The organism is Bifidobacterium sp. LH_730, assembly GCF_056355835.1.
Genome location: NZ_JBKETB010000005.1, coordinates 138,459 through 156,852 on the forward strand (window position 1 = coordinate 138,459; position 18,394 = coordinate 156,852).

General features: G+C 66.3%; 12 protein-coding genes. 1 reads left to right on the forward strand and 11 read right to left on the reverse strand.

Annotated features, from left to right (window positions below):
• Positions 1-146: 146 nt before the first annotated feature.
• The 7 genes from AC1AUD_RS08055 to AC1AUD_RS08085 all read right to left on the reverse strand — a co-directional run bounded on the left by AC1AUD_RS08055 (position 147) and on the right by AC1AUD_RS08085 (position 10,607).
• Positions 147-1,718 carry a Maf family protein gene (locus AC1AUD_RS08055; RefSeq protein WP_476573796.1) on the reverse strand — a complete coding sequence of 524 codons (1,572 nt, stop codon included), beginning with the start codon at positions 1,716-1,718 and terminating at the stop codon, positions 147-149.
• A gap of 57 nt (positions 1,719-1,775) precedes the next feature.
• The gene (locus AC1AUD_RS08060) at positions 1,776-2,861 is read right to left on the reverse strand and encodes a homoserine kinase (protein WP_476573798.1); all 1,086 of its coding nucleotides are present in this window, start codon (positions 2,859-2,861) and stop codon (positions 1,776-1,778) included.
• 173 nt (positions 2,862-3,034) lie between these two features.
• Complete coding sequence (locus AC1AUD_RS08065; protein WP_476573800.1) at positions 3,035-4,348, reverse strand: homoserine dehydrogenase; 1,314 nt, start codon at positions 4,346-4,348, stop codon at positions 3,035-3,037.
• A 110-nt stretch (positions 4,349-4,458) separates the two neighbouring features.
• Positions 4,459-6,018 carry a diaminopimelate decarboxylase family protein gene (locus AC1AUD_RS08070; protein WP_476573802.1) on the reverse strand — a complete coding sequence of 520 codons (1,560 nt, stop codon included), beginning with the start codon at positions 6,016-6,018 and terminating at the stop codon, positions 4,459-4,461.
• Positions 6,019-6,026: 8 nt separating this feature from the next.
• Entirely contained in the window at positions 6,027-7,853 is a 1,827-nt protein-coding gene (gene argS / locus AC1AUD_RS08075; protein ID WP_476573804.1) for an arginine--tRNA ligase, read from the reverse strand.
• Between the two features lie 71 nt (positions 7,854-7,924).
• The gene (locus AC1AUD_RS08080) at positions 7,925-9,319 is read right to left on the reverse strand and encodes a glycoside hydrolase family 30 protein (RefSeq protein WP_476573805.1); all 1,395 of its coding nucleotides are present in this window, start codon (positions 9,317-9,319) and stop codon (positions 7,925-7,927) included.
• Between the two features lie 238 nt (positions 9,320-9,557).
• Entirely contained in the window at positions 9,558-10,607 is a 1,050-nt protein-coding gene (locus AC1AUD_RS08085; protein WP_476573806.1) for an SGNH/GDSL hydrolase family protein, read from the reverse strand.
• A 47-nt stretch (positions 10,608-10,654) separates the two neighbouring features.
• Here AC1AUD_RS08085 and AC1AUD_RS08090 point away from each other — a divergent pair, with 47 nt between their 5' ends.
• The gene (locus AC1AUD_RS08090; RefSeq protein WP_476573807.1) at positions 10,655-11,665 is read left to right on the forward strand and encodes a LacI family DNA-binding transcriptional regulator; all 1,011 of its coding nucleotides are present in this window, start codon (positions 10,655-10,657) and stop codon (positions 11,663-11,665) included.
• A 147-nt stretch (positions 11,666-11,812) separates the two neighbouring features.
• Here the strand turns inward: AC1AUD_RS08090 and AC1AUD_RS08095 are convergent, their stop codons facing one another.
• The 4 genes from AC1AUD_RS08095 to AC1AUD_RS08110 form a co-directional block, all read right to left on the reverse strand.
• On the reverse strand, positions 11,813-14,899 hold the full coding sequence (locus AC1AUD_RS08095) for an HAD-IA family hydrolase (protein ID WP_476573808.1): 3,087 nt from the start codon (positions 14,897-14,899) through the stop codon (positions 11,813-11,815).
• Between the two features lie 4 nt (positions 14,900-14,903).
• Positions 14,904-15,809 carry a carbohydrate ABC transporter permease gene (locus AC1AUD_RS08100; protein WP_476573809.1) on the reverse strand — a complete coding sequence of 302 codons (906 nt, stop codon included), beginning with the start codon at positions 15,807-15,809 and terminating at the stop codon, positions 14,904-14,906.
• Entirely contained in the window at positions 15,806-16,789 is a 984-nt protein-coding gene (locus AC1AUD_RS08105; RefSeq protein WP_476573811.1) for a carbohydrate ABC transporter permease, read from the reverse strand. The genes AC1AUD_RS08100 and AC1AUD_RS08105 overlap by 4 nt, the downstream gene beginning before the upstream one ends.
• Before the next feature lie 179 nt (positions 16,790-16,968).
• Positions 16,969-18,336: an ABC transporter substrate-binding protein gene (locus AC1AUD_RS08110; protein WP_476573813.1), complete on the reverse strand. Its 1,368-nt coding sequence runs from the start codon at positions 18,334-18,336 to the stop codon at positions 16,969-16,971.
• Positions 18,337-18,394: the final 58 nt, after the last annotated feature.

Consider the following 18,394-nt stretch of genomic DNA (forward strand, 5'->3'; position numbering starts at 1 on the left):
CGCAACAACGTGCCACTGAACAGACCCAAACGTCACGACACTTCGAAGCCGTGCGTTTCGTTCGCAGAAACGTGACGCTAAGTAACCCAAAACGTCACGAAACCGCGAAATCCCGCGTGTCGTTCGCAGGTTCGTGACGTTACCGGTCACCGACCGCGTTCGGCGGCGGCCAGACCGCGCAGACGGGCGGCGAAATTCGGCCAGTCGGTGCGCATGGCTGTGAGCAGACGACGGTTGGGCACCTCGTCGATCGGCACCCATTCGATTTCCATGCTTTCGTCGTCGTTCGCGCGCGGTTCGACCGCATGACCGGGCTTTTCGAAGGCGAATACCGTGGTATAGGACCACGGTCCGTGGTCCTCCCGGTAGGAGCCCACGACTTCGATGTCCTCGGGAGTGATGTTGGCCTCCTCATAGGATTCGCGCAACGCACCCTCTATCGGGGACTCGCCATCAGCGGTGGCACCGCCGGGGATGCCCCATGTGCCGCCTTCGGCGCTCCATGCGGCCCGATGCTGCATCACCACATGCGTCACCTCACCGCTTGTCGCGTCGCGGCGGGCCAGCAGGATGCCCGAAGCGCCGTTGATGCCCCAGTGCTTGCGCCCGCAGGCGCAGTCGATCCACCCGTCGCCGGGCTGATGGACATTCTCGGCCGGCGGTTCGACGCCGGCATGCAGCACACCGGAGGCCTTGGACTCCGACTCGGGCACGCCGCGCCCCACTTTCCACAGATCGGTCCATTTGATGCCAAGCTCCCCGGCGAGACGGCGAGCCAGCGGCAGACTCAAACCGATGACGCCATGCGGATCACCTTCGATTCCATCGATGAATGCGCCGCCAAAGCCCTCAAGCGTGAACGAGCCGGCGACCTCAAGCGGCTCGCCCGTGGCGATATAGCGCTCGATGTCGTCGTCGGAATAATCGGAGAAACGCACGATGGCGCGGCTGGCGCCCCGGGCCACGCGCCCGCTGGCAAAGTCAATCAGGCAGTGGCCGGTCCACAACTCGCCGGCCGTCCCACGCATACGGCGCAGGCGTTCGCGGGCCACCTCGACGCTATGCGGCTTGCCATAACATTCGCCGTCAAGCAAAAACATCGAATCGCAGCCGAGAATCAGCGGACCGACCGCGGCACGGGTCAGACCGGCTTCGCCGCCCGACGCCGCGTCGGCTATGGGTTCGCTCACGATCGGGAAACTCACGCCGGAGAAGTCACGCGTGGTGGCGATGGAGGCACGTGAATAGTCGAGGCTTTCCGGACCCGAGGTGGACGCATCAGCACCCGCAGCGGTCCGTTCACCGGCGGCATCCGCAGCAGCAGCCTGACCGCCGTCGAAATGCTGGTCAATCAGTCGCCCGCTGACGGCATCCGTCAATCCCACGCCGCTGCCGGCTTCCCCTGCCTCGGACGAATTCGTTTCACCCTGCGCAGCCCGCAGCGGATAGCCAGTGACGCGTTCCCCACGCGCCGCTGCAGCGGTGGTGGCCACATTGCGATAGGCCTGATGCACGGCCTCGGCCTTGGCCGAGGCGAGAATCGTCACACGCTGTTCGATGGTGAGATCCGTGACGGCGATGCCCTGCTCGACGGCGGCGCGTTCCAAGGCCGCCGGCTCATCGACATGCGAGACGCGGATGGTCGGGCACACGCCGGCGGAATAGAGCACATCACGGCGCGGCTTGGATTTCGAGGCCAGAATCAGCGGAATCGTCATACCGCCACTGTACCGCACCCACATCGGACAGCTGGGACCGATGCGGCCGCAACCTCGTCAGTCGCGCGTCACCTCGACGCCGGTGGCGTTGATTGGCAGGTGCAGCACCCGCCAATGGCCGGAGGCCAGCGCCTCGGCGGCCACATCGTCGATGACTTCGCGCGCATCGCCGTAATGCAGCACCAGCACGCACGGGCCGGCACCAGAGACGGCGGCCGCGAAACCGCGCGAACGGAACAATTCGATCAGGTCGGCCGAGGGCTGCATCAGCGGCGCACGATAGGACTGGTGCAACCGATCCTGGGTGGCGGAGAACAGCAGCGTGTTGGCTTCGCCGACAGCCTGTGCCAAGGTCTGCGCTGAAGCCCCGGCCCCAGCCTGCGCTTCAGTGCCAGTGCCCTCCGCTCGCGCACCCTGCGCCGCGGCCTGCGCGAGCACACCCGGATTCATCGCGGCCGGCAGCAGCCCCACGCGCGACACATTGTGCACGGCGTCGCGATACGGCACCTGCTCGGGCAACGCACGACGCGCCTTCTCGGTGGACAGCTCGTAATCCGGCACGAACACGGCCGCCGTGATGGCCGGATCAACCGGATAGTTGACGGTGTGGAAACCGCCATGCAACGGCTCGCCGCCGGGAATGGCGACCGAGCCAACGCCCTCGGCGGTTTCGAAGTCCCAGGAAACCGTGAGCCCGCCGAACACAGCCGGCGCCACATTGTCGGGATGTCCCTCGATATGCGCGGCCAAATCGAAGATGGCCGGGCGATTGAGCTCCCCGTTCTGCGCGAAGGCCGCGGCCGCCGCGATGCCGGCGACGATGGCCTCGGCCGACGACCCCATGCCGCGCGCCTGCGGGATGTTGTTCGTCGCCTCGAGCGTGAACCCAAGCCGCCCCAAACCGAAGGTGGCGCAGGCACGGCGGAAGGTCGAGACCACCAGATGCGTTTCGTCGCGCGGCAGCGTGTCCTCGCCCTCGCCGTGGATGATGACATGCGCGGCCGTGTCCGTCGAGTCCTCCGACAGCGTGAACACGAGCTCGTCATGGTAGTCGAGAGCCAGACCCACGGTGTCGAAGCCGGAGCCAAGGTTCGCCGAGGTCGCCGGCACCCGCACGACAACACGATTGGTCACAGGATTCATCGTTTTCCTCCAGTCAACGTCGCTCCAACTCATTCTGTTGGTCGTTTCGGGCTTCTGTTGGCGGTCACGTTCAAAGCATCGTCAAAACAATGGCGGAATTCCGCCAATTCACAACGCCAGTTCCGCAGGCAACCACCAACAGAAGCCCGAAACCGCCAACAGAATCGTGGGCACTACTCCAGCACGCGCAGAATCGACGGCTCGCCGGACACGAAGTCGAGCTTGCACACGTCGGCGACGGTGTCGCGCAGCGTCACTTCGTCGGTCAGATGCGTCACCAGACGCAGCTGCTGGATCTCGCCGTCGTAGCCGGGGTCGGTCATCGTGGGCTTCAGGTCCTGGTTCACGCCGTTGATCGACACGCCATGGTCGGCGAAGCACTGCGCGATCGCGGCGAGCACGCCCGGCTTGTCGTGGATGAGGAAACGCACGGCGAAGGCGGCCTTCGACGCGTTGATCGGCGCAATCGGCAGCTGCTTATACAGCGGAATGGACGGCCCGGTGGTGCCGGCGGCGATATGACGCGCCACGGTCACCACATCGCCGACGACGGCGGAGGCGGTGGGCGCGCCGCCCGCGCCACGGCCATAGAACATGAGATCGTCCGCGGCCTCGGCCTTGACGAACACCGCGTTGAAGGAGCCATGCACGGCGGCCAGCGGGTGGGACTCGTCGATCAGCGCCGGATAGACGCGCGCGGAGACACCGGACTCGCCGTTCTCGACCACAGCCAGCAGCTTGATGACCTTGCGCTCGGCGGTGGCGGCGGCGATGTCGTCGGCGGTGATCTTGGTGATGCCCTCGACGGTCACATCGTCGATGGAGACGGGCGTATGGAAGCCAAGCGTCGCCATGATGGCGGCCTTGTTCGCGGCGTCATGCCCCTCGATATCGCCGGTCGGGTCGGCCTCGGCGTATCCCTTGGCCTGCGCGTCCTTGAGCACATCGTCGAAGTCGAGGCCCTTGACGGTCATCTCGTCGAGGATGTAGTTCGTGGTGCCGTTGACGATGCCGAGCATCGAGGTCACCTTGTCGCCGACGAGCGATTCGCGCAGCGGGCGCAGGAACGGAATCGCGCCGCCCACGGACGCCTCGAAGTAGATGTCGACGCCCTTGGCTTCGGCCGCCGCGTAGATCTCGGGGCCGTACTTGGCCAGCAGCGCTTTGTTCGCGGTCACCACGGAGGCGCCGGATTCGATGGCGGCCATCACGAAGGTGCGCGCGACGGTGGTGCCGCCGATCAGCTCGATGACGATGTCGGCGTTGGTCGCCACATGCATGGTGTCTGTGGTGAGCAGGGATTTGTCGATCCACGGCACATTCACTTCGTCCGGATCGAGGCAGGCGACGCCGACCAGTTCGATCGGACGGCCGACGCGCGCGGCGAGCTCGTCCTTCTGTTCGACGATCAGACGCGCGGTCTGCGAGCCGACGGTGCCGGCGCCAAGCAGGCCGACGCGGATGGGGGCGGTGTTCTGTGCTGCCATTGGGGATCCTTCCGAAGACGATTTCCCCATCATTCTACGGGCTTAAGCTGACTTGGCCTCCGGAGCGTCCGTGCCCCGAGGGCCAGGTCCAGCGTCCATCCGGGACTAGCTCACTCGCTCACGTCGAGCGACAGCAGGTCGTCGATGGTCTGGCTGCGCAGCATGACGTGCGCGCCGGCCTCGCTCACCGCGACGACGGCGGGGATAAGCGCCTGATTGTAATTGCTGGCCATCGTGCGCCCATAGGCACCGGTGACCGGCACCGCGAGGATATCGCCGCGCCGCGTGTCGGCGGGCAGCCGGACCTCGTGCACGATGATGTCGCCGGATTCGCAGTGCATGCCGACGACGCGCGCGAACATGGTTTCTTCCGAACCCGCGCGGTTGGCCAGGCGGGCGGTGTAGTCGGCGCCGTAGAGCGCGGGGCGGATGTTGTCGGACATACCGCCGTCCACGGAAACGTAGACACGTTCCGTGATCGGATTGCCGGCGGCGTCCTTCGCGTCGGCCAAATGCACGGGCTTGACGGTGCCGACCCTGTAGAGGGTCACGCCGGCGGGCGCGACGATGAAGCGGCCGGGTTCGAAGCTGATGGCGGGCGCGGGCATGCCGAGCGCGCGGTTGGTCGTGCCCACCGCGTCGGCCAGGCGCCGCAGTTCGGCGGCCACGTCCATCGAGTCCTCGCCGTCGGTGTAGGCGACCGAATATCCGCCTCCGAGATCGACCTCGGGCACGGTGTAGGCGTCGGTGGCATAGAGCGTCTTGCGCAGCAGCATCATGCGCTTGGCGGCCTGGATGAAGGCATCGGCATCGTGGATATTCGAGCCGATATGCGAGTGGATGCCGACCAGTTCGAGCGCATCGGACTGGGCGAGGATGTCCTTGAGCACGGCGAGCGCGGGGCCGTCGGCCACGGTTTCCATCGCGGCGGCGAGGGCGCGGTCGGATTCCGGCACGTCGGCCGCGGCGAGGTCATACGGATATTTGACGTCGTATTTCAGCTCGCGTGTGCCGTCGCCTTCCTTGAGGCGCGCGTTGGCGGCCGCGGGCGTCACATCGCCCAGATTATCGAGCACACCCAGCACCGCCGCGTCGGCGCCGGCCGGCAGCAGGGGCACGCCGAACTTTTGGTCCTCGTGAGCGGTGGAGATGTATTCGTGTCCGCCGGCGTGGATGCCGGAGGTGACGCGCAGCATGACGCGGGCACGCTTGCCGAGGCGGCGCGCGATCGCGGCGATGCGTTCCGGCTCATCGGGCGAGTCGACGACGATCTTGGCGAAGCCCTGTTCGATGGCCAGCTCGAGTTCCGCATCGGATTTGTTGTTGCCGTGCAGCACGAGGCGACGGCCGGGGGCGCCGGCGGCCAGCGCGATGCGCATCTCGCCCATCGTGCAGGTGTCGACGAACATGCCGGCCTCGGTGACCAGTCGCACGATTTCCTTAGACAGGAAGGCCTTGCCGGCGAAGCTCACATGCGTGGTGGAGTTGGCGAAGGCATCGGCCGCGGACTTGACGAAATACCGGGCGCGGGCAACGACCTCGTCGGTGTCGATCAGATAGAGCGGCGAGCCGAACTCGTCGAGCAGCGAGGCGGCCGTGCGCCCGTGGAACGTCAGCGCGCCATCGGCGTCGATGTCGGTCGCCGCGGGCCAGATCTTGGAGATACCCATGGCCCGGCTCACATCTTCTCAGGAGCGGCGACGCCGAGCAGGTCGAGCCCGGCGGCGATGACCACGCGCACGGCGTCGTTGAGCTTCAGACGCGCGGCGGCACGGGCCGGCTCCGGGTTCTTGGCGATTTCGAGGGCCTTGACGGCCTCCTCCTCGCCACGGGCCTCGGGCTCGGTCAGCGCCATCGGCACGACGCGCTCGACGTTGTACCACTTGTGATAGGCGGCGGCCAGATCCTCGAGATAATGCGCGACGCGGTGCGGGGCACGCTTGTCGCCAGCCTCGCGCAGCACGGCGGGCCACTGGGCGAGCGCGGCGAGCACCTCGCCATCGGCCTCGGTGTCGAGCAACTTCAGATCGGCGGCGGAGGCCTCGATCGAGGCAGCGGCCGCGTTGCGGTCCACCGCGCAGGAGCGCGCGTGGGCGTACTGCACGTAATACACCGGATTCTCGTTGGTGTGCGAGGCCAGCAGGTTCAGGTCGATGTCGACCGGCGAGTTGTAGTCGGTGCGGGCCAGCGAATAGCGGGCGGCGTCCACGCTGGTCGCCTCGACCAGATCGTCGATGGTGACGACGTTGCCGGCGCGCTTCGACATGCGCACGGCCTTGCCGTCCTTCATCACGTTGACGAGCTGGCCGATGAGGATCTGCATGTTCTCGCCCGGCTTGTCGCCGAAGGCCGCGCACATGGCCATCATGCGGCCGATATAGCCGTGGTGGTCGGCACCGAGCATGTAGATCGCCACGTCGGCCGGGTTCTCGGCGCGATGGCGCTTGTCCCAGTAGTAGGCGATGTCGGCGGCGAAGTAGGCGTATTCGCCGTTCGACTTGATGATGACGCGGTCCTTGTCATCGCCGTGCTCGGTGGAACGGAACCACGTGGCGCCGTCCTTCTCGAAGATATCGCCGCGCGAGCGCAGCTCCTCGATGGCGCGGGCCACCTTGCCGTCCTCATACAGGCTGTTCTCATGGAACCACACGTCGAAATGGACGCGGAAGCCCTTCATCGAGGCCTGGATCTCGTCGAACATCATCGGCACGGCGCGCTTGCGGAACTCCTCGCGCAGCTCGGTGTCGTTCTCGCCCTTCGGCAGGCCCTCGTCGTCCAGGCCGCCGTCCTCGTGCGCCAGGGCCTTCAAATCCACGCCGTCGGCCTTCGCCTCGGCCTCGACCCGCGCGGCGATCTCATTGATATACGCGCCCTTGTATCCGTCGCCGGGGGTGATGGTGTTGTATCCGGCATCGCCGAGGTCGTTGGCAGCGGCCCACGCGGCGACCAGCGACTTGGCGAAGCGGTTGATCTGCTCGCCGTGGTCGTTGAAATAGTATTCGCGCACGACCTTGGCGCCGTTGGCCTCAAGCACGCGCGCCATCGAATCGCCGACGGCCGCCCAACGCGTGCCGCCGATATGGATCGGACCGGTCGGATTGGCGGAGACGAACTCGAGGTTGAGGGTTTCGCCGCCCAGGTGGTCGTTGCGTCCGAAGGAGGCGCCCTGTTCGAGCACCGTGTCGACGATGGCCGCGGCGGAGGCGGAATCAAGCGTGATATTGATGAAGCCGGGGCCGGCCACCTCGACGGTGCTGATGCCCGAATCGGCGGCGAGGTCGGCGGCGAACAGCTCGGCCAGATCGCGCGGCTTCATGCCGGCCTTCTTGGCCAGCTGCATGGCGATATTGGACGCCCAGTCGCCGTGCGCGCGATCCTTCGGGCGCATCACGGCCAGCTTCTCGACCGGCGGAATCAGATCGTCGGTCAAATCGCCGGCTTTGCCGGCGGCGACCAACTCATGTGCAATACGGGAAATCAGTTCACTCAACGCTTCTGGACTCATTCTTCCAAGAATACTGTCATGGTGGATATTGGCAGTAGGCGCAACGCGTCGGTCAGTTCGACGTTTCTCCCTCACCACACCAACGTAGATAGGGAGCTTGCCGGCAACTCGACGAGATGCCCCGCGAGCGCGAAACGGCGTGCGACCGGCTGCTCGTTGAGCGCGACAAGCACTTGGCGGCCGTCTGGTCTAACGAAGGCAACCGCATGAAGCCCGTTGAGCCGGGGCAGGTCGAGTCCAACGCGCACCGAACCCGGCGGCACGAAACGCGACACATGGCCGATGGCGTAATAATCGGCGTTCGTTATATAGTTGCGCGTGCCGCGGTCAACGGTGACGAGCCCACGGTTCTGCGAATGCCGCCGCTGGTTCTTCAGGTAATAATGGTCCGGCCCGCCCTCGGTGTCGAGCGCGACGTTCCAGTAGAGCACGGCCTGCGCCCAGTTGTTCAGCATCGCGATCGTGCGCCGCGCCATGCCCATCAGCGCGCCGCGCCAGTTGCGCGGGCCCCAGTCGCCGCCTGACGCCTCGGTCACCCATATCCCTTTGTCGGGCCAAACCTCGTGGATCTCGCTCATCGTGCGCGCCGAGCCGCCGTAATAATGCCACGCCGAGCCATCGCAGGCCGCGAGCGCCGCGCGGTCGGCGTAGAGCTCGCGCACGAACGCGCCCTTGGGATGCCGGCCGGTCGAATAGTTGTGGTCCCAGCACATGATCCGCGTATCCTTCAGGCCGTGCCGGTCCAGCGCCGGCCGCAGATAACGCGCGATGAACGCGGCCTGTTCCGCAGGGCTCATCGCCATGCTCGGCCACAGCGACTGCGCGTTATCCGGTTCGTTCACCGGCGTGATGCCGAACACGGGCACACCGTGCCGCTCGTAGGTCTCGGCGAAGCGCGCGAGATATTCGGCATACGGTCCATAGGCACGCCGGCGCAGGTGGCCGGGCACCCGCAGCCAGGGGCGCACGCCGAGCGTATGCAGATTCGTCTTCATCCACCACGGCGCGCTCCACGCGCTGGCGATGACGCGCAGGTCCCGCCCGCCGGCGAACGCCGTGTCGCGCGCAGCGGTCACCATGGGCAGAATCTCGCGCTCCTCATATGAGAAGTCCAGGGATTTCAGGCGCGGGTCCGGCAGCCGTCTCAGGAAGGAATACGGATGGGTCACATGGTCACTGGGGCCGACCGGCTGTCGCAGCAGCGTCAGCCCGATGCCATTCGCTGGGTCAAAGAGGTCCGTGAGCAGCGCGGCGCGGCGGTTTTCGGTCAGATGCTGGCTCCATAGATATGCGGTGGCCTGCGTGATCGACGCTCCAAAGCCGTCGATGGTCTGGTATCGTGCCTCGTCGCGCACGGTGATGGCCGGCACCCCAAACAGCGACCTCGCTCCACCCACCGGCACCTCGCTCAGCGCCAGTTCCAGCCCCGAGTCGTCGTCGCGCGCCCTCGTCACCCACATCCTCATACCGGTTACTCTAACCTCGCAGCTCCGGGACAGTGCCCCGCCCCGCTCCCTGAGTACGTTTTTGCGCATCCTAACGAACACCCTGCCCACAAACGTACGCTGACGACTTCCAGGCGTACGAATATGAGCAGTCCCATGAACCGGCTGCGCAGAATCGTACTCCTGCAACCGCTAAGCGTACGTTTCTGCGCACACCCCTCGTTGGGCTGCTCAGAAACGTACCGGGCTCGCAACGCCATCAACCCATCAACGGGATCGGAGTCGTGCGCATGCGCAGCCGCGCGCCGGCCGGCAGATGCAGCTCGCCGACGCCGCGGTTGACCACGCGCAGACCGCCGGCGGTTTTGCGTGGATTGGCGTCCGGATCGCCGGTGGCGTCGGCCTGCGCGGCCACGACGCCAACCAGACCGACCACGGGCAGCACTCCCCCGTCCGAGCCGATCGCCAGCACCTCGCCCCATGCCTCGGGCAGGTCCATCCAATCGGGCGCCGCGACCGGGCAACCCAGCGTGGCCCCGCTGGAGAGCGCCGTCTCGCCGCGCAACGCCACATCGAGCTCCCACGCCGCGCAGCCGCCGGAAAAACGGAACACGCTTTCGCCGCAGCCCCACGGTTCATCCACCGGCACACGCCATGCTCGGTCGGACTCGATGCCGCCGCCGCGCAGCGCGGAAACCGCATGCGCGCCCAGCAGCCGATGCCCGAGCTCATTGGGATGCAGGTAGCAGCCGTAGGCCTCGCGCACACCCCACAACCACTGCCAAGCCCCCGGCACCACAATCAAACGTTCGGGATGCGCCCAGGAGGCCAATGCGTCGAGCATGGCGCGGCGGTTGCGGCAATGATCGGCGTTCATCCGCCACAAACCGCAGTCCCAGAGGAACGGGATGACGATGATCCGCGCGGCCGGGAACTTCGCGGCCGCTTCGTCGAGCCAGGCGCCGCACAGCGCACGCACATCGCCGCGCTGCCAGCCCGGATGCCCGTCGTTGCGACCGCCGGCCAACAGCACGGTCGTCACGTCATCGCCGCGCGGAGCGACCGCCAGCTGCGCCGCGAAGGTGTTGCCAGGTTCCATGCCGCCGAAACCCGCGCCATTGCGCGCATAGCAGTCGACGTCACCCAACCCATGGCCCAGTGCTTCGGCGACGTAGCGCCACCATCGTTTCTCCACGGGCATAACCGGTCCGTCGGAGTTGCCGCGCGCATCGGTGGCGCCGGCGCTGTAGGAATCCCCGAACACCGCCATGCGACCGCCGCGAGCCCGCGAAACGTAAGCGTTTTCCATATTGCCTCTCCTTTGAAACGAACAGACCTTTTGGCATAATTTATCGTGTGTTGGTAAGCATTGATGATGTGGCGAAGGCCGCCGGCGTGTCGACGGCTTCGGTCTCGCGCGCCCTGCGCGGCAAGCCGGGCGTGGGCGAGAAAACGCGCCGCCATATCATCGACATCGCCGACCGGTTGGGTTATATCCCCTCCCACAGCGCCTCGACGCTGGCCTCCGGGCACACCGGTACGATCGCGATGATCATGCCCGATATCTCGCGCTGGTTCTTCTCCACGGCCCTCGAAGGCGCCGAGTCGACGCTGCGCGACAACGACTTCGACGTGCTGGTCTATTCGCTGCCCGATTTCAAGGGCCCGCGAGCACCCATCGATATCAATGTGTTGCGCGGTCGCGTCGATGCGGTGATCGCCGCCTCGATCTATCTCAACCTCGAGGAAAGCGAGCAGCTGCGGTCCCTGGATATGCCGGCCGTGTTTCTCTCGACGATGCAGCCGGGCTTCCCCTATGTGGGCATCGACGACGAAGAGGCGGCGGAGAAGGCCTGCGCGCACCTCATCGAGCTGGGGCACACGGTGATCGGCCACATCTCCAGCGTCGACGACATGCCCGGCAAGAACGCGAACAAGCCGACCCAGCGGCGGCGCAACGGCTGGACCAACGCGCTGCTGACCGCGGGTCTGCCGCATTCGGACGACCTGGACGAACAGGTGACCATGATGACGGCCGAGGGCGGATATCAGGCGATGCTGCGGCTGATGACTCGCCGACCGGATATGACCGGCGTCTTCGTCGCCTCCGACGAAATGGCCTTCGGCGCGATGCGCGCGGTGCGGGAGATGGGTCTCGAGGTCGGCCGCGATGTGTCGGTCATCGGCATCGACGGGCACACGTTGTCCGAGACCCTCGGGCTGTCCACGGTGGCCCAGCCTGTGCACGAACAGGGAGCGCGCGCCGCGCAGATGCTGCTGGACGCGCTCGAAGGGCACACGCAACCCGAGAACACGGTTTTCGCCACCCGTCTCATCGACCGAGAGTCGACCCAGCCGCGAGCCTGAATGGACCCAGCCGGCGGTCCGACCTGCGCGCGACCGCATTCCGGGGCGTGCTTTGCGCCGCCCCGAATTGTCCCCCGATATTCCCGCGCATGGGAAGGTCCCGCCGGCGGAGGCTGCCGACGGGACCTGGCATTGGCACGGCACGGTTCACACCGTGACCGTCTCGCCCTCGACGATCAGCGACACCGGCCCGCCTTCGATGCGGCGCACGTCCACGCCGGTGTGGTCGACGATCACCTTGAGCAGGCTGCCGCCCACGGTCAGATGGAAGCTCATCGACTTCCACCCATCGGGAAGACGCGGGGAGAGCGACGGCGCGTGACCGGAGTCGCGCAGGCCGCCGAAGCCGGCCACCAGCGTCATCCACACGCCGCCGGCCGACGCCAGATGCACGCCGTCGGAGGTGTTGTGGTGCAGGTCGGCGATGTCGGTGAACAGCGATTGCAGGAAGTAATCCATCGCCTTGTCCGCATATCCGACTTCGGCGGCGAGAATCGACTGCGAGGCCGCCGACAGCGTGGAGTCGCCGGTGGTCAGCGGATCGTAATAGTCGAAATCGGCCTTCTTCACCGCCGCGTCGAACAGTTCGCTGCGCGTGTAGAGCGCCAGCACCACATCCGTCTGCTTCAGCACCTGCTTGCGGTAGATGTTGAGCGGATGGTAGTGCAGCAGCAGCGGGCGCGCCGTGTCGTGCTCGAAGTCCCAGACCTCCTTCTCGAGGAACCGGGCGTCCTGCTTGTGGATGCCGCGTCCCTCGTCGAAGGGGATGCACATCGCCGCCGCCGCGGCCGCCCACGCCTCCTCCTCGCCGGGGCGCACGTTGAGCCGTGCGCGCGCGGCCTGCGCGGCCTCGGGGTCGCGCTCGTCGAGCGTGCGCAGCGCCGTCACCGCCGATTCGAGGTTGAAGGCCGCCATGACGTTCGTGTACATATTGTCGTCCACGATGGCGGTGTATTCATCCGGTCCGGTCACATCGTCGATATGGAACGCGCCGTCGGCGCCGTGATAGCCGAGGTCGGCCCACATGCGCGCCGTTTCGACGAGGATATCGACGCCCTGCGCGGCGAGGAAGTCGAGGTCGCCGGAAACCGAGGCGTATTGCGCCGTGGCATAGGCCACGTCCGCGTCGATGTGGTATTGCGCGCTGCCGGCGGGGAAATACGCTCCCGCTTCCTCGCCGTTGATCGTGCGCCACGGATAGAGCACGCCGGCGAGGTTCATCGCGCATGCACGCTTGCGCGCCGCTTCGAGCATCCGGTGACGGTATCCGAGCGCCAGCCGGGCCTTGTCGGGCTCGGTGTAGGTCAGGAACGGCACGACGAAGGCCTCGGTGTCCCAGAAGTAGTGTCCGGAATATCCCGAGCCGCTCAGTCCCTTGGCGGGCACGCCGTTGCGGGTCTGCGCGGTGGCCTGCGCCAGCTGGAACAGCTCCCAGTGGATCGTCTGCTGGATGCGGGCGCCGTCGACCGCGCCGCTGGCAACGCCATCGCCGGCGCCGGACTCGGCCGACACCTCGATATCGCTGCGATGCCAGTAGTCATCGAGCCATGCGCGCTGCGCCCGGCGCAACGCCTCCGGCCCCTCGGCCAGCGCCTCGGCCAATCCGGACGCGCAACGTTCGGCCAGCGGCGCCGGGTCCTGCTCGCCGTTGACGACCAGCCCGTCGTTCACGCCCTTGGGATCGATCGGATAGGTCTGATAGGACACGATACGTTCGACGCACATCGCGCCATCGGCCCCGACGCGGGCGGACCATTGCGAGCCCGTCGCCTCGGCTCCGTCGACCAACTGGGCGACGCCAAGGGCCATGGCCAGGCGCGAATTGACGCAACGCCAGGCGCGGACCTCACGCCCCTCGGCACCGGCGGTCTCGCCAAGCGCGACCTCCTCGAGGCCGCCGCCCACCGCGGTGTTGGCCTTGCGTGGATCGTCGGAATCGACGATGGCGCGCGCATGGTCGTTGAGCGGCGCCGACACCACGATCTCGGCCGCGCCCTCGCCGCCAAGCTCAAGCGGGCGGACGGTCAGCGAGGACAGCACAAGGTCGGGGCGGAACAACGCGGCCATGCGGGTGACGGTCACCTCGACCAGGCGGCCGTTGCCGTCGCGCCGCACCTGGCGCACGCTGGCCGTGCCGGCGCGCATGTCCAACGACTGAGATTCCTCCTCGGGCTCCCCAAGGGCCACGCCGTCAACCGTGATATGGAAATCGGTGGCGTCGGGCACCTCCTGGATGACCTGGCCGATCCTGGCGAAGCCATAGGCGAGCTCGGCGTGCTTGATATGGAAGGTCTCGTGGAAGCCGCCGAGCACGGTGCCATTGCCGAAGTTGCGTTCGACTCCGGCCTCGCCGCGCAGCCCCACATTGCCGTTGGCCACGGAGAACAGCGTGCCGGAGGTGGCGGTGGGCGCGCCGACCTCGGTCAGCGTCCAGGGGTCGATCGGATACCGCTCCGGTTCGAGCGGATCGGCGAAGCCCTGGGAACCGACGCCGGCCCCGGCCTTGCGGCAGTCGTCGGAGGACCCGCCGCCGACGAGCTCGACGAGTTCGTCGACGACGACATCCGCGCCATTGTCCAGCAGCGCCTGACGGCCGACGCCCCGGTCGACGCCGACGACCAGTCCGAAGCCACCGGCATGTCCGGCCGCGACGCCGGAGAGCGCGTCCTCGACGACCACGGCCTGCTCGACCGGCACGCCGAGCAATTGCGCGCCATAGGCATAGGTGTCAGGGGCGGGCTTGCCCTTGAGTCCCTGTTCGGCGCGCACATTGCCGTCGACGATGGTGTCGAAGTATTGGATGATGCCGGCGACCTCAAGCACCTCGCGGGCATTGCGGGAGCTCGAGACCACGGCCGTGGCGATATCCGCCGCCCGCAGGTGGCGGACCACGTCGACGGCGTCGGCGTAGGGCTCGATGCCCTGCTCGGCGAGCAGCCGCTCGAACTCGAGGTTCTTGCGGTTGCCGAGGCCGCACACGGTCTGCTCGTCCGGCCCGTCCTCGCGGTCTCCCCACGGCAGTTCGATGCCGCGGCTTTCCAGCAGCGCCGCCACTCCGTCATAGCGCGGCTTGCCATCCACATAGGTCAGGTAGTCCCGCTCGGTGTATGGCGCCACATCGGCGGGCAGCGCCTCGTCGAAAAGCTGCTTCCAGGCGGCCTTGTGCAGGATCAGGGTGGGCGTGAGCACGCCGTCCAGATCGAAGAGCACCGCCTTGAATCGGTTGTCGATCATCGGATCATCCCTTCACGGCGCCGGCGAGCATGCCGCGCACGAAGTAGCGCTGCAGGAACACGAACACCGCCACGGGCACCAGCATCGCGATGAACGCGCCGGGGGCCAGCAGATACCACGCCGAGCCGCGGGAGCCGACCATATCGGACAGGCGCGAGGTCAGCGGGGCGGTGGCCGGGGTGTTGCCGGCGAAGCCGAGCGCCACCAGAAGGTCGTTCCACACCCACAGGAACTGGAAGATGCCGAAGGAGGCGATGGCCGGGGTCATCAGCGGCAGGATCACCTTGAGGAAGACCTGCACATGGCCGGCGCCGTCGACGCGGGCGGCCTCGACCAGCTCGCGCGGGATCTCGACCATGAAGTTGTGCAGCAGGAAGATGGCCAGCGGCAGGCCGAACATCGTGTGGGACAGCCACAGCACCCAGAAGGTGTTGTTGAGGCCCCAGTTGACGTATTGGCTCAGCAGCGGCACCATCGTCACCTGGATCGGCACGACCTGCAGCGCGAAGATGAACACGAACAGGATGTTCTTGCCTTTGAAATCGCACCAGGCGAAGGCGTAGGCCGCCAGCAGCGCCAGCGTGATCGGGATGAGCACGCCGGGGATTGTGATGACGAAGGAGTTGACGAAGTAGGCGCTGAGGTTATAGCCGCCGGTGAGCACGGATTCGTAGTTGCCGATGCCGAAGTCGCCCCAGTTGGCCGGCAGGAAGGACTCCCACCAGCCGGTCTTCGACAGCGCGCGGCGGTTGTCGCGGAAGCTGGTGACCAGCAGGCCGATGGTCGGCACGGTCCACACCACCGCGATGACGATGGAGATCGCCGAGGCGATCGGGGAGGAGATCTTGTTCTTGGTGCGGATCAGGGCCTTTTCCTGCCGCGTGAGTTTCCTGGTCTTTTCCTTGCTCATCTCACGTCCTGCGACTTTCTCATCTGAACGATGTTGAACACGATCACGGGGATGATGATCACGAACATGAGCACGGCGAGCGCGGCGCCGAGGCCCTGGTTCTGGTTGTTGAACGACTGGGTGTAGAACTCGTTCGCGATCACGGAGGTGTTGTAGTTGCCGGCGGTCATCGTGCGCACGATGTCGAAGGCCTTGAGGCCGCCCATGGCCACGGTGGTCAGCACCACGACGATGGTGGGCCGGATCATCGGGATCGTGACGTGGAAGAACATCTGCCGCGCGTTGACGCCGTCGATGCGCGCCGCCTCGATCACATCGTCCGGAATGGCCTTGATGGCCGCCGAAAGCACGGTCATGCAGTAGCCGGCCTGCACCCAGATCATCACGAAGATGAGCAGGAAGGTGTTGCCGGGAGAGTTGAGCAGCCACTGCGGGGCGGTGACGTCCTGGCCGAAGAGCTTGGCGACGCCTTCGTAGAGGGCGGAGAGCAGGCCGACGCGCTGGTCGTAGACGAACTTCCAGATGATCGAGGCGCCGACCATGGAGATCGCCATCGGCAGGAAGACGAGCGCCTTGGCGAATTTCTCGAAGCGGGTGCGGTCCACGAGCACCGCGTAGACCATGCCGATGACGGTGGCGCACACGGGCACGAGCACGGTCCACAGCACGGTGTTGAGCAGCACGCGCAGGAACTGCGGGTCGGAGAAGATCGTCACGTAGTTGGCGAAGCCGACGGGTTCGGAACCGGTGCGCCCGAAGAAGGAGTCCTTGATCGTGACGATGGCGGGGTAGACCAGTCCGAAGCCCATCAGCAGCACCGCCGGGGCAAGGAACATGATCGCGACGCCCCACGAGGGCATGCGCTTGGGAAGGTTGGTGATGAAGAGGATGATTGCGACTACCGCGACGAACAGCAGGATGGCCGCCACCATGGCCAACAGTTTGTCGCCGGTGGTCTCAGGATGCAATAGGAAATCCATATGACCGCCTCCTTGCGGTGTATTGCGATGGAAAAAGGGTATGAAAAAGTGCGCCAAGCTCATCGAAGTGGTCTTGGCGCACTTATGAGCCCATCGGTTGCGATGGCGCCGTGGCTTGGATCGGAGGGACGGGCGGGGCCGGCCGACGGTCAGCCCTGCGTCACCTCATGCCCTCAAGGTCAGATCTTGGCCCAGGCTTCCTCGATGGCGTCGAGGACTTCCTTCTCGGACTTGTCCTGGGCGAAGTACTCGGTCATCTGCTTGGCGAAGGTGGTGGCGCCGATCTCGGCGGGCATCGCGTCGGAGGCGTCGAAGCGGAAGGTCGTGTTCGGATCGACCAGCGCCTCGTAGGCGACCTTGTCGACGGCCTTGAGCAGGGACTCGTCCAGACCGTTGTTCGCGGTGATCCATCCGGGCAGGGCCGCGGCGCGGGCGTTGGCGTACTCCGGGGAGGCCAGCCACGCCTGGAAGGCGAGCACCTCGGGGCGATCGGAGAAGGCGATCGCGAAGTCGCCGCCGCCGGTCATGGCCTTCTCGTCCTCGGTCTTGCCGGGCATCTGGAAGAGCCAGGCGTCGCCGGTTTCGGACAGCTCGATCGAGTCATCGATCGCGGTGTAGTTGGACTGGTAGAAGGCGGCCATGCGCATCATGAAGCCGGTGCCCTCGACGATCGACATGCCGGCGTCGGGCCAGGCGGTCGTGGCGATGGACTGGAAGTCGCCGTAGCCGCCGTTGACATAGTCGTTGTTCTTGAGGATCTCGCCGATCTTCTCGAAGGCATCGAGGATGGCCGGATCATTGAACGGGATCTCGTGGCTGATCCACTTGTCGTAGACGTCGCCGCCGGCGAAGCGCAGCACGGCGTCCTCGAGCCAGTCGGTGGCCGGCCAGCCGGTGCCGCCGCCGTCCTCGACGCCCACGGTCCACGGCCTGACATCCGTGCCCGCGTTGTCCTTGGCGATCTTCTCGGTGAGGTCCATCATCTCATCCCAGGTCTTCGGGACTTCGTAGCCGTTCTCCTCGAAGGCCTTCGGGGAATACCAGATGAAGGACTTGGCCGCGGCGTCCATCGGCACGGCCCACAGTTCGCCGTCGACGGAGGCATAGTTCTTCCAGTCCTCGGAGAAATACTTGTCGACATTGGCCTCGGCCTCGGCGGAGGGCTGCACGGCCTTGCCGGTGTCGACCATCGTCGAGATCCAGCCGGGCTGGGCGACCATCGCGAGGTCGGGGGCCGAGCCGGCCTTGACGCGCACGGGCAGCTGGTTGATCATATCGCGGGAGCCCTCGTGCTCGACGGTGGCGCCGGTGCACTGCTCGAACTCGCTGAAGGCCTGGACGGTGGCGTCGCCTTCCTGATCGATCCACGGGGTGTAGGTGGTGATGGTCTTGCCGCTCAGGTCTCCGTAGACCTCATAGGCGGAGCAGTCGACCTTCTTTTCGGGTTCGCTGGTGGTCTTGCTCTCGCCGCCGCAGGCGGCCAGACCGGCCACCATCGCGACGCCGGCGGTCAGAGCCAAGCCCTTGCGCACATATTGTTTGTTCATTCTCCTCTGCCTCCTTGTAGGGGATACTGCATTGTGCATCACTGCACACCCGTAATAG

Excerpts from the sequence above, each read along its gene's own strand:
- AC1AUD_RS08100 (WP_476573809.1), bottom strand. The coding sequence starts at position 15,809 with ATGAGCAAGGAAAAGACCAGGAAACTCACGCGGCAGGAAAAGGCCCTG.
- AC1AUD_RS08095 (WP_476573808.1), bottom strand. The coding sequence starts at position 14,899 with ATGATCGACAACCGATTCAAGGCGGTGCTCTTCGATCTGGACGGCGTG.
- AC1AUD_RS08065 (WP_476573800.1), bottom strand. The coding sequence starts at position 4,348 with ATGGCAGCACAGAACACCGCCCCCATCCGCGTCGGCCTGCTTGGCGCC.
- AC1AUD_RS08085 (WP_476573806.1), bottom strand. The coding sequence starts at position 10,607 with ATGGAAAACGCTTACGTTTCGCGGGCTCGCGGCGGTCGCATGGCGGTG.
- AC1AUD_RS08110 (WP_476573813.1), bottom strand. The coding sequence starts at position 18,336 with ATGAACAAACAATATGTGCGCAAGGGCTTGGCTCTGACCGCCGGCGTC.
- AC1AUD_RS08105 (WP_476573811.1), bottom strand. The coding sequence starts at position 16,789 with ATGGATTTCCTATTGCATCCTGAGACCACCGGCGACAAACTGTTGGCC.
- AC1AUD_RS08055 (WP_476573796.1), bottom strand. The coding sequence starts at position 1,718 with ATGACGATTCCGCTGATTCTGGCCTCGAAATCCAAGCCGCGCCGTGAT.
- AC1AUD_RS08060 (WP_476573798.1), bottom strand. The coding sequence starts at position 2,861 with ATGAATCCTGTGACCAATCGTGTTGTCGTGCGGGTGCCGGCGACCTCG.
- AC1AUD_RS08080 (WP_476573805.1), bottom strand. The coding sequence starts at position 9,319 with ATGAGGATGTGGGTGACGAGGGCGCGCGACGACGACTCGGGGCTGGAA.
- AC1AUD_RS08070 (WP_476573802.1), bottom strand. The coding sequence starts at position 6,018 with ATGGGTATCTCCAAGATCTGGCCCGCGGCGACCGACATCGACGCCGAT.
- argS (WP_476573804.1), bottom strand. The coding sequence starts at position 7,853 with ATGAGTCCAGAAGCGTTGAGTGAACTGATTTCCCGTATTGCACATGAG.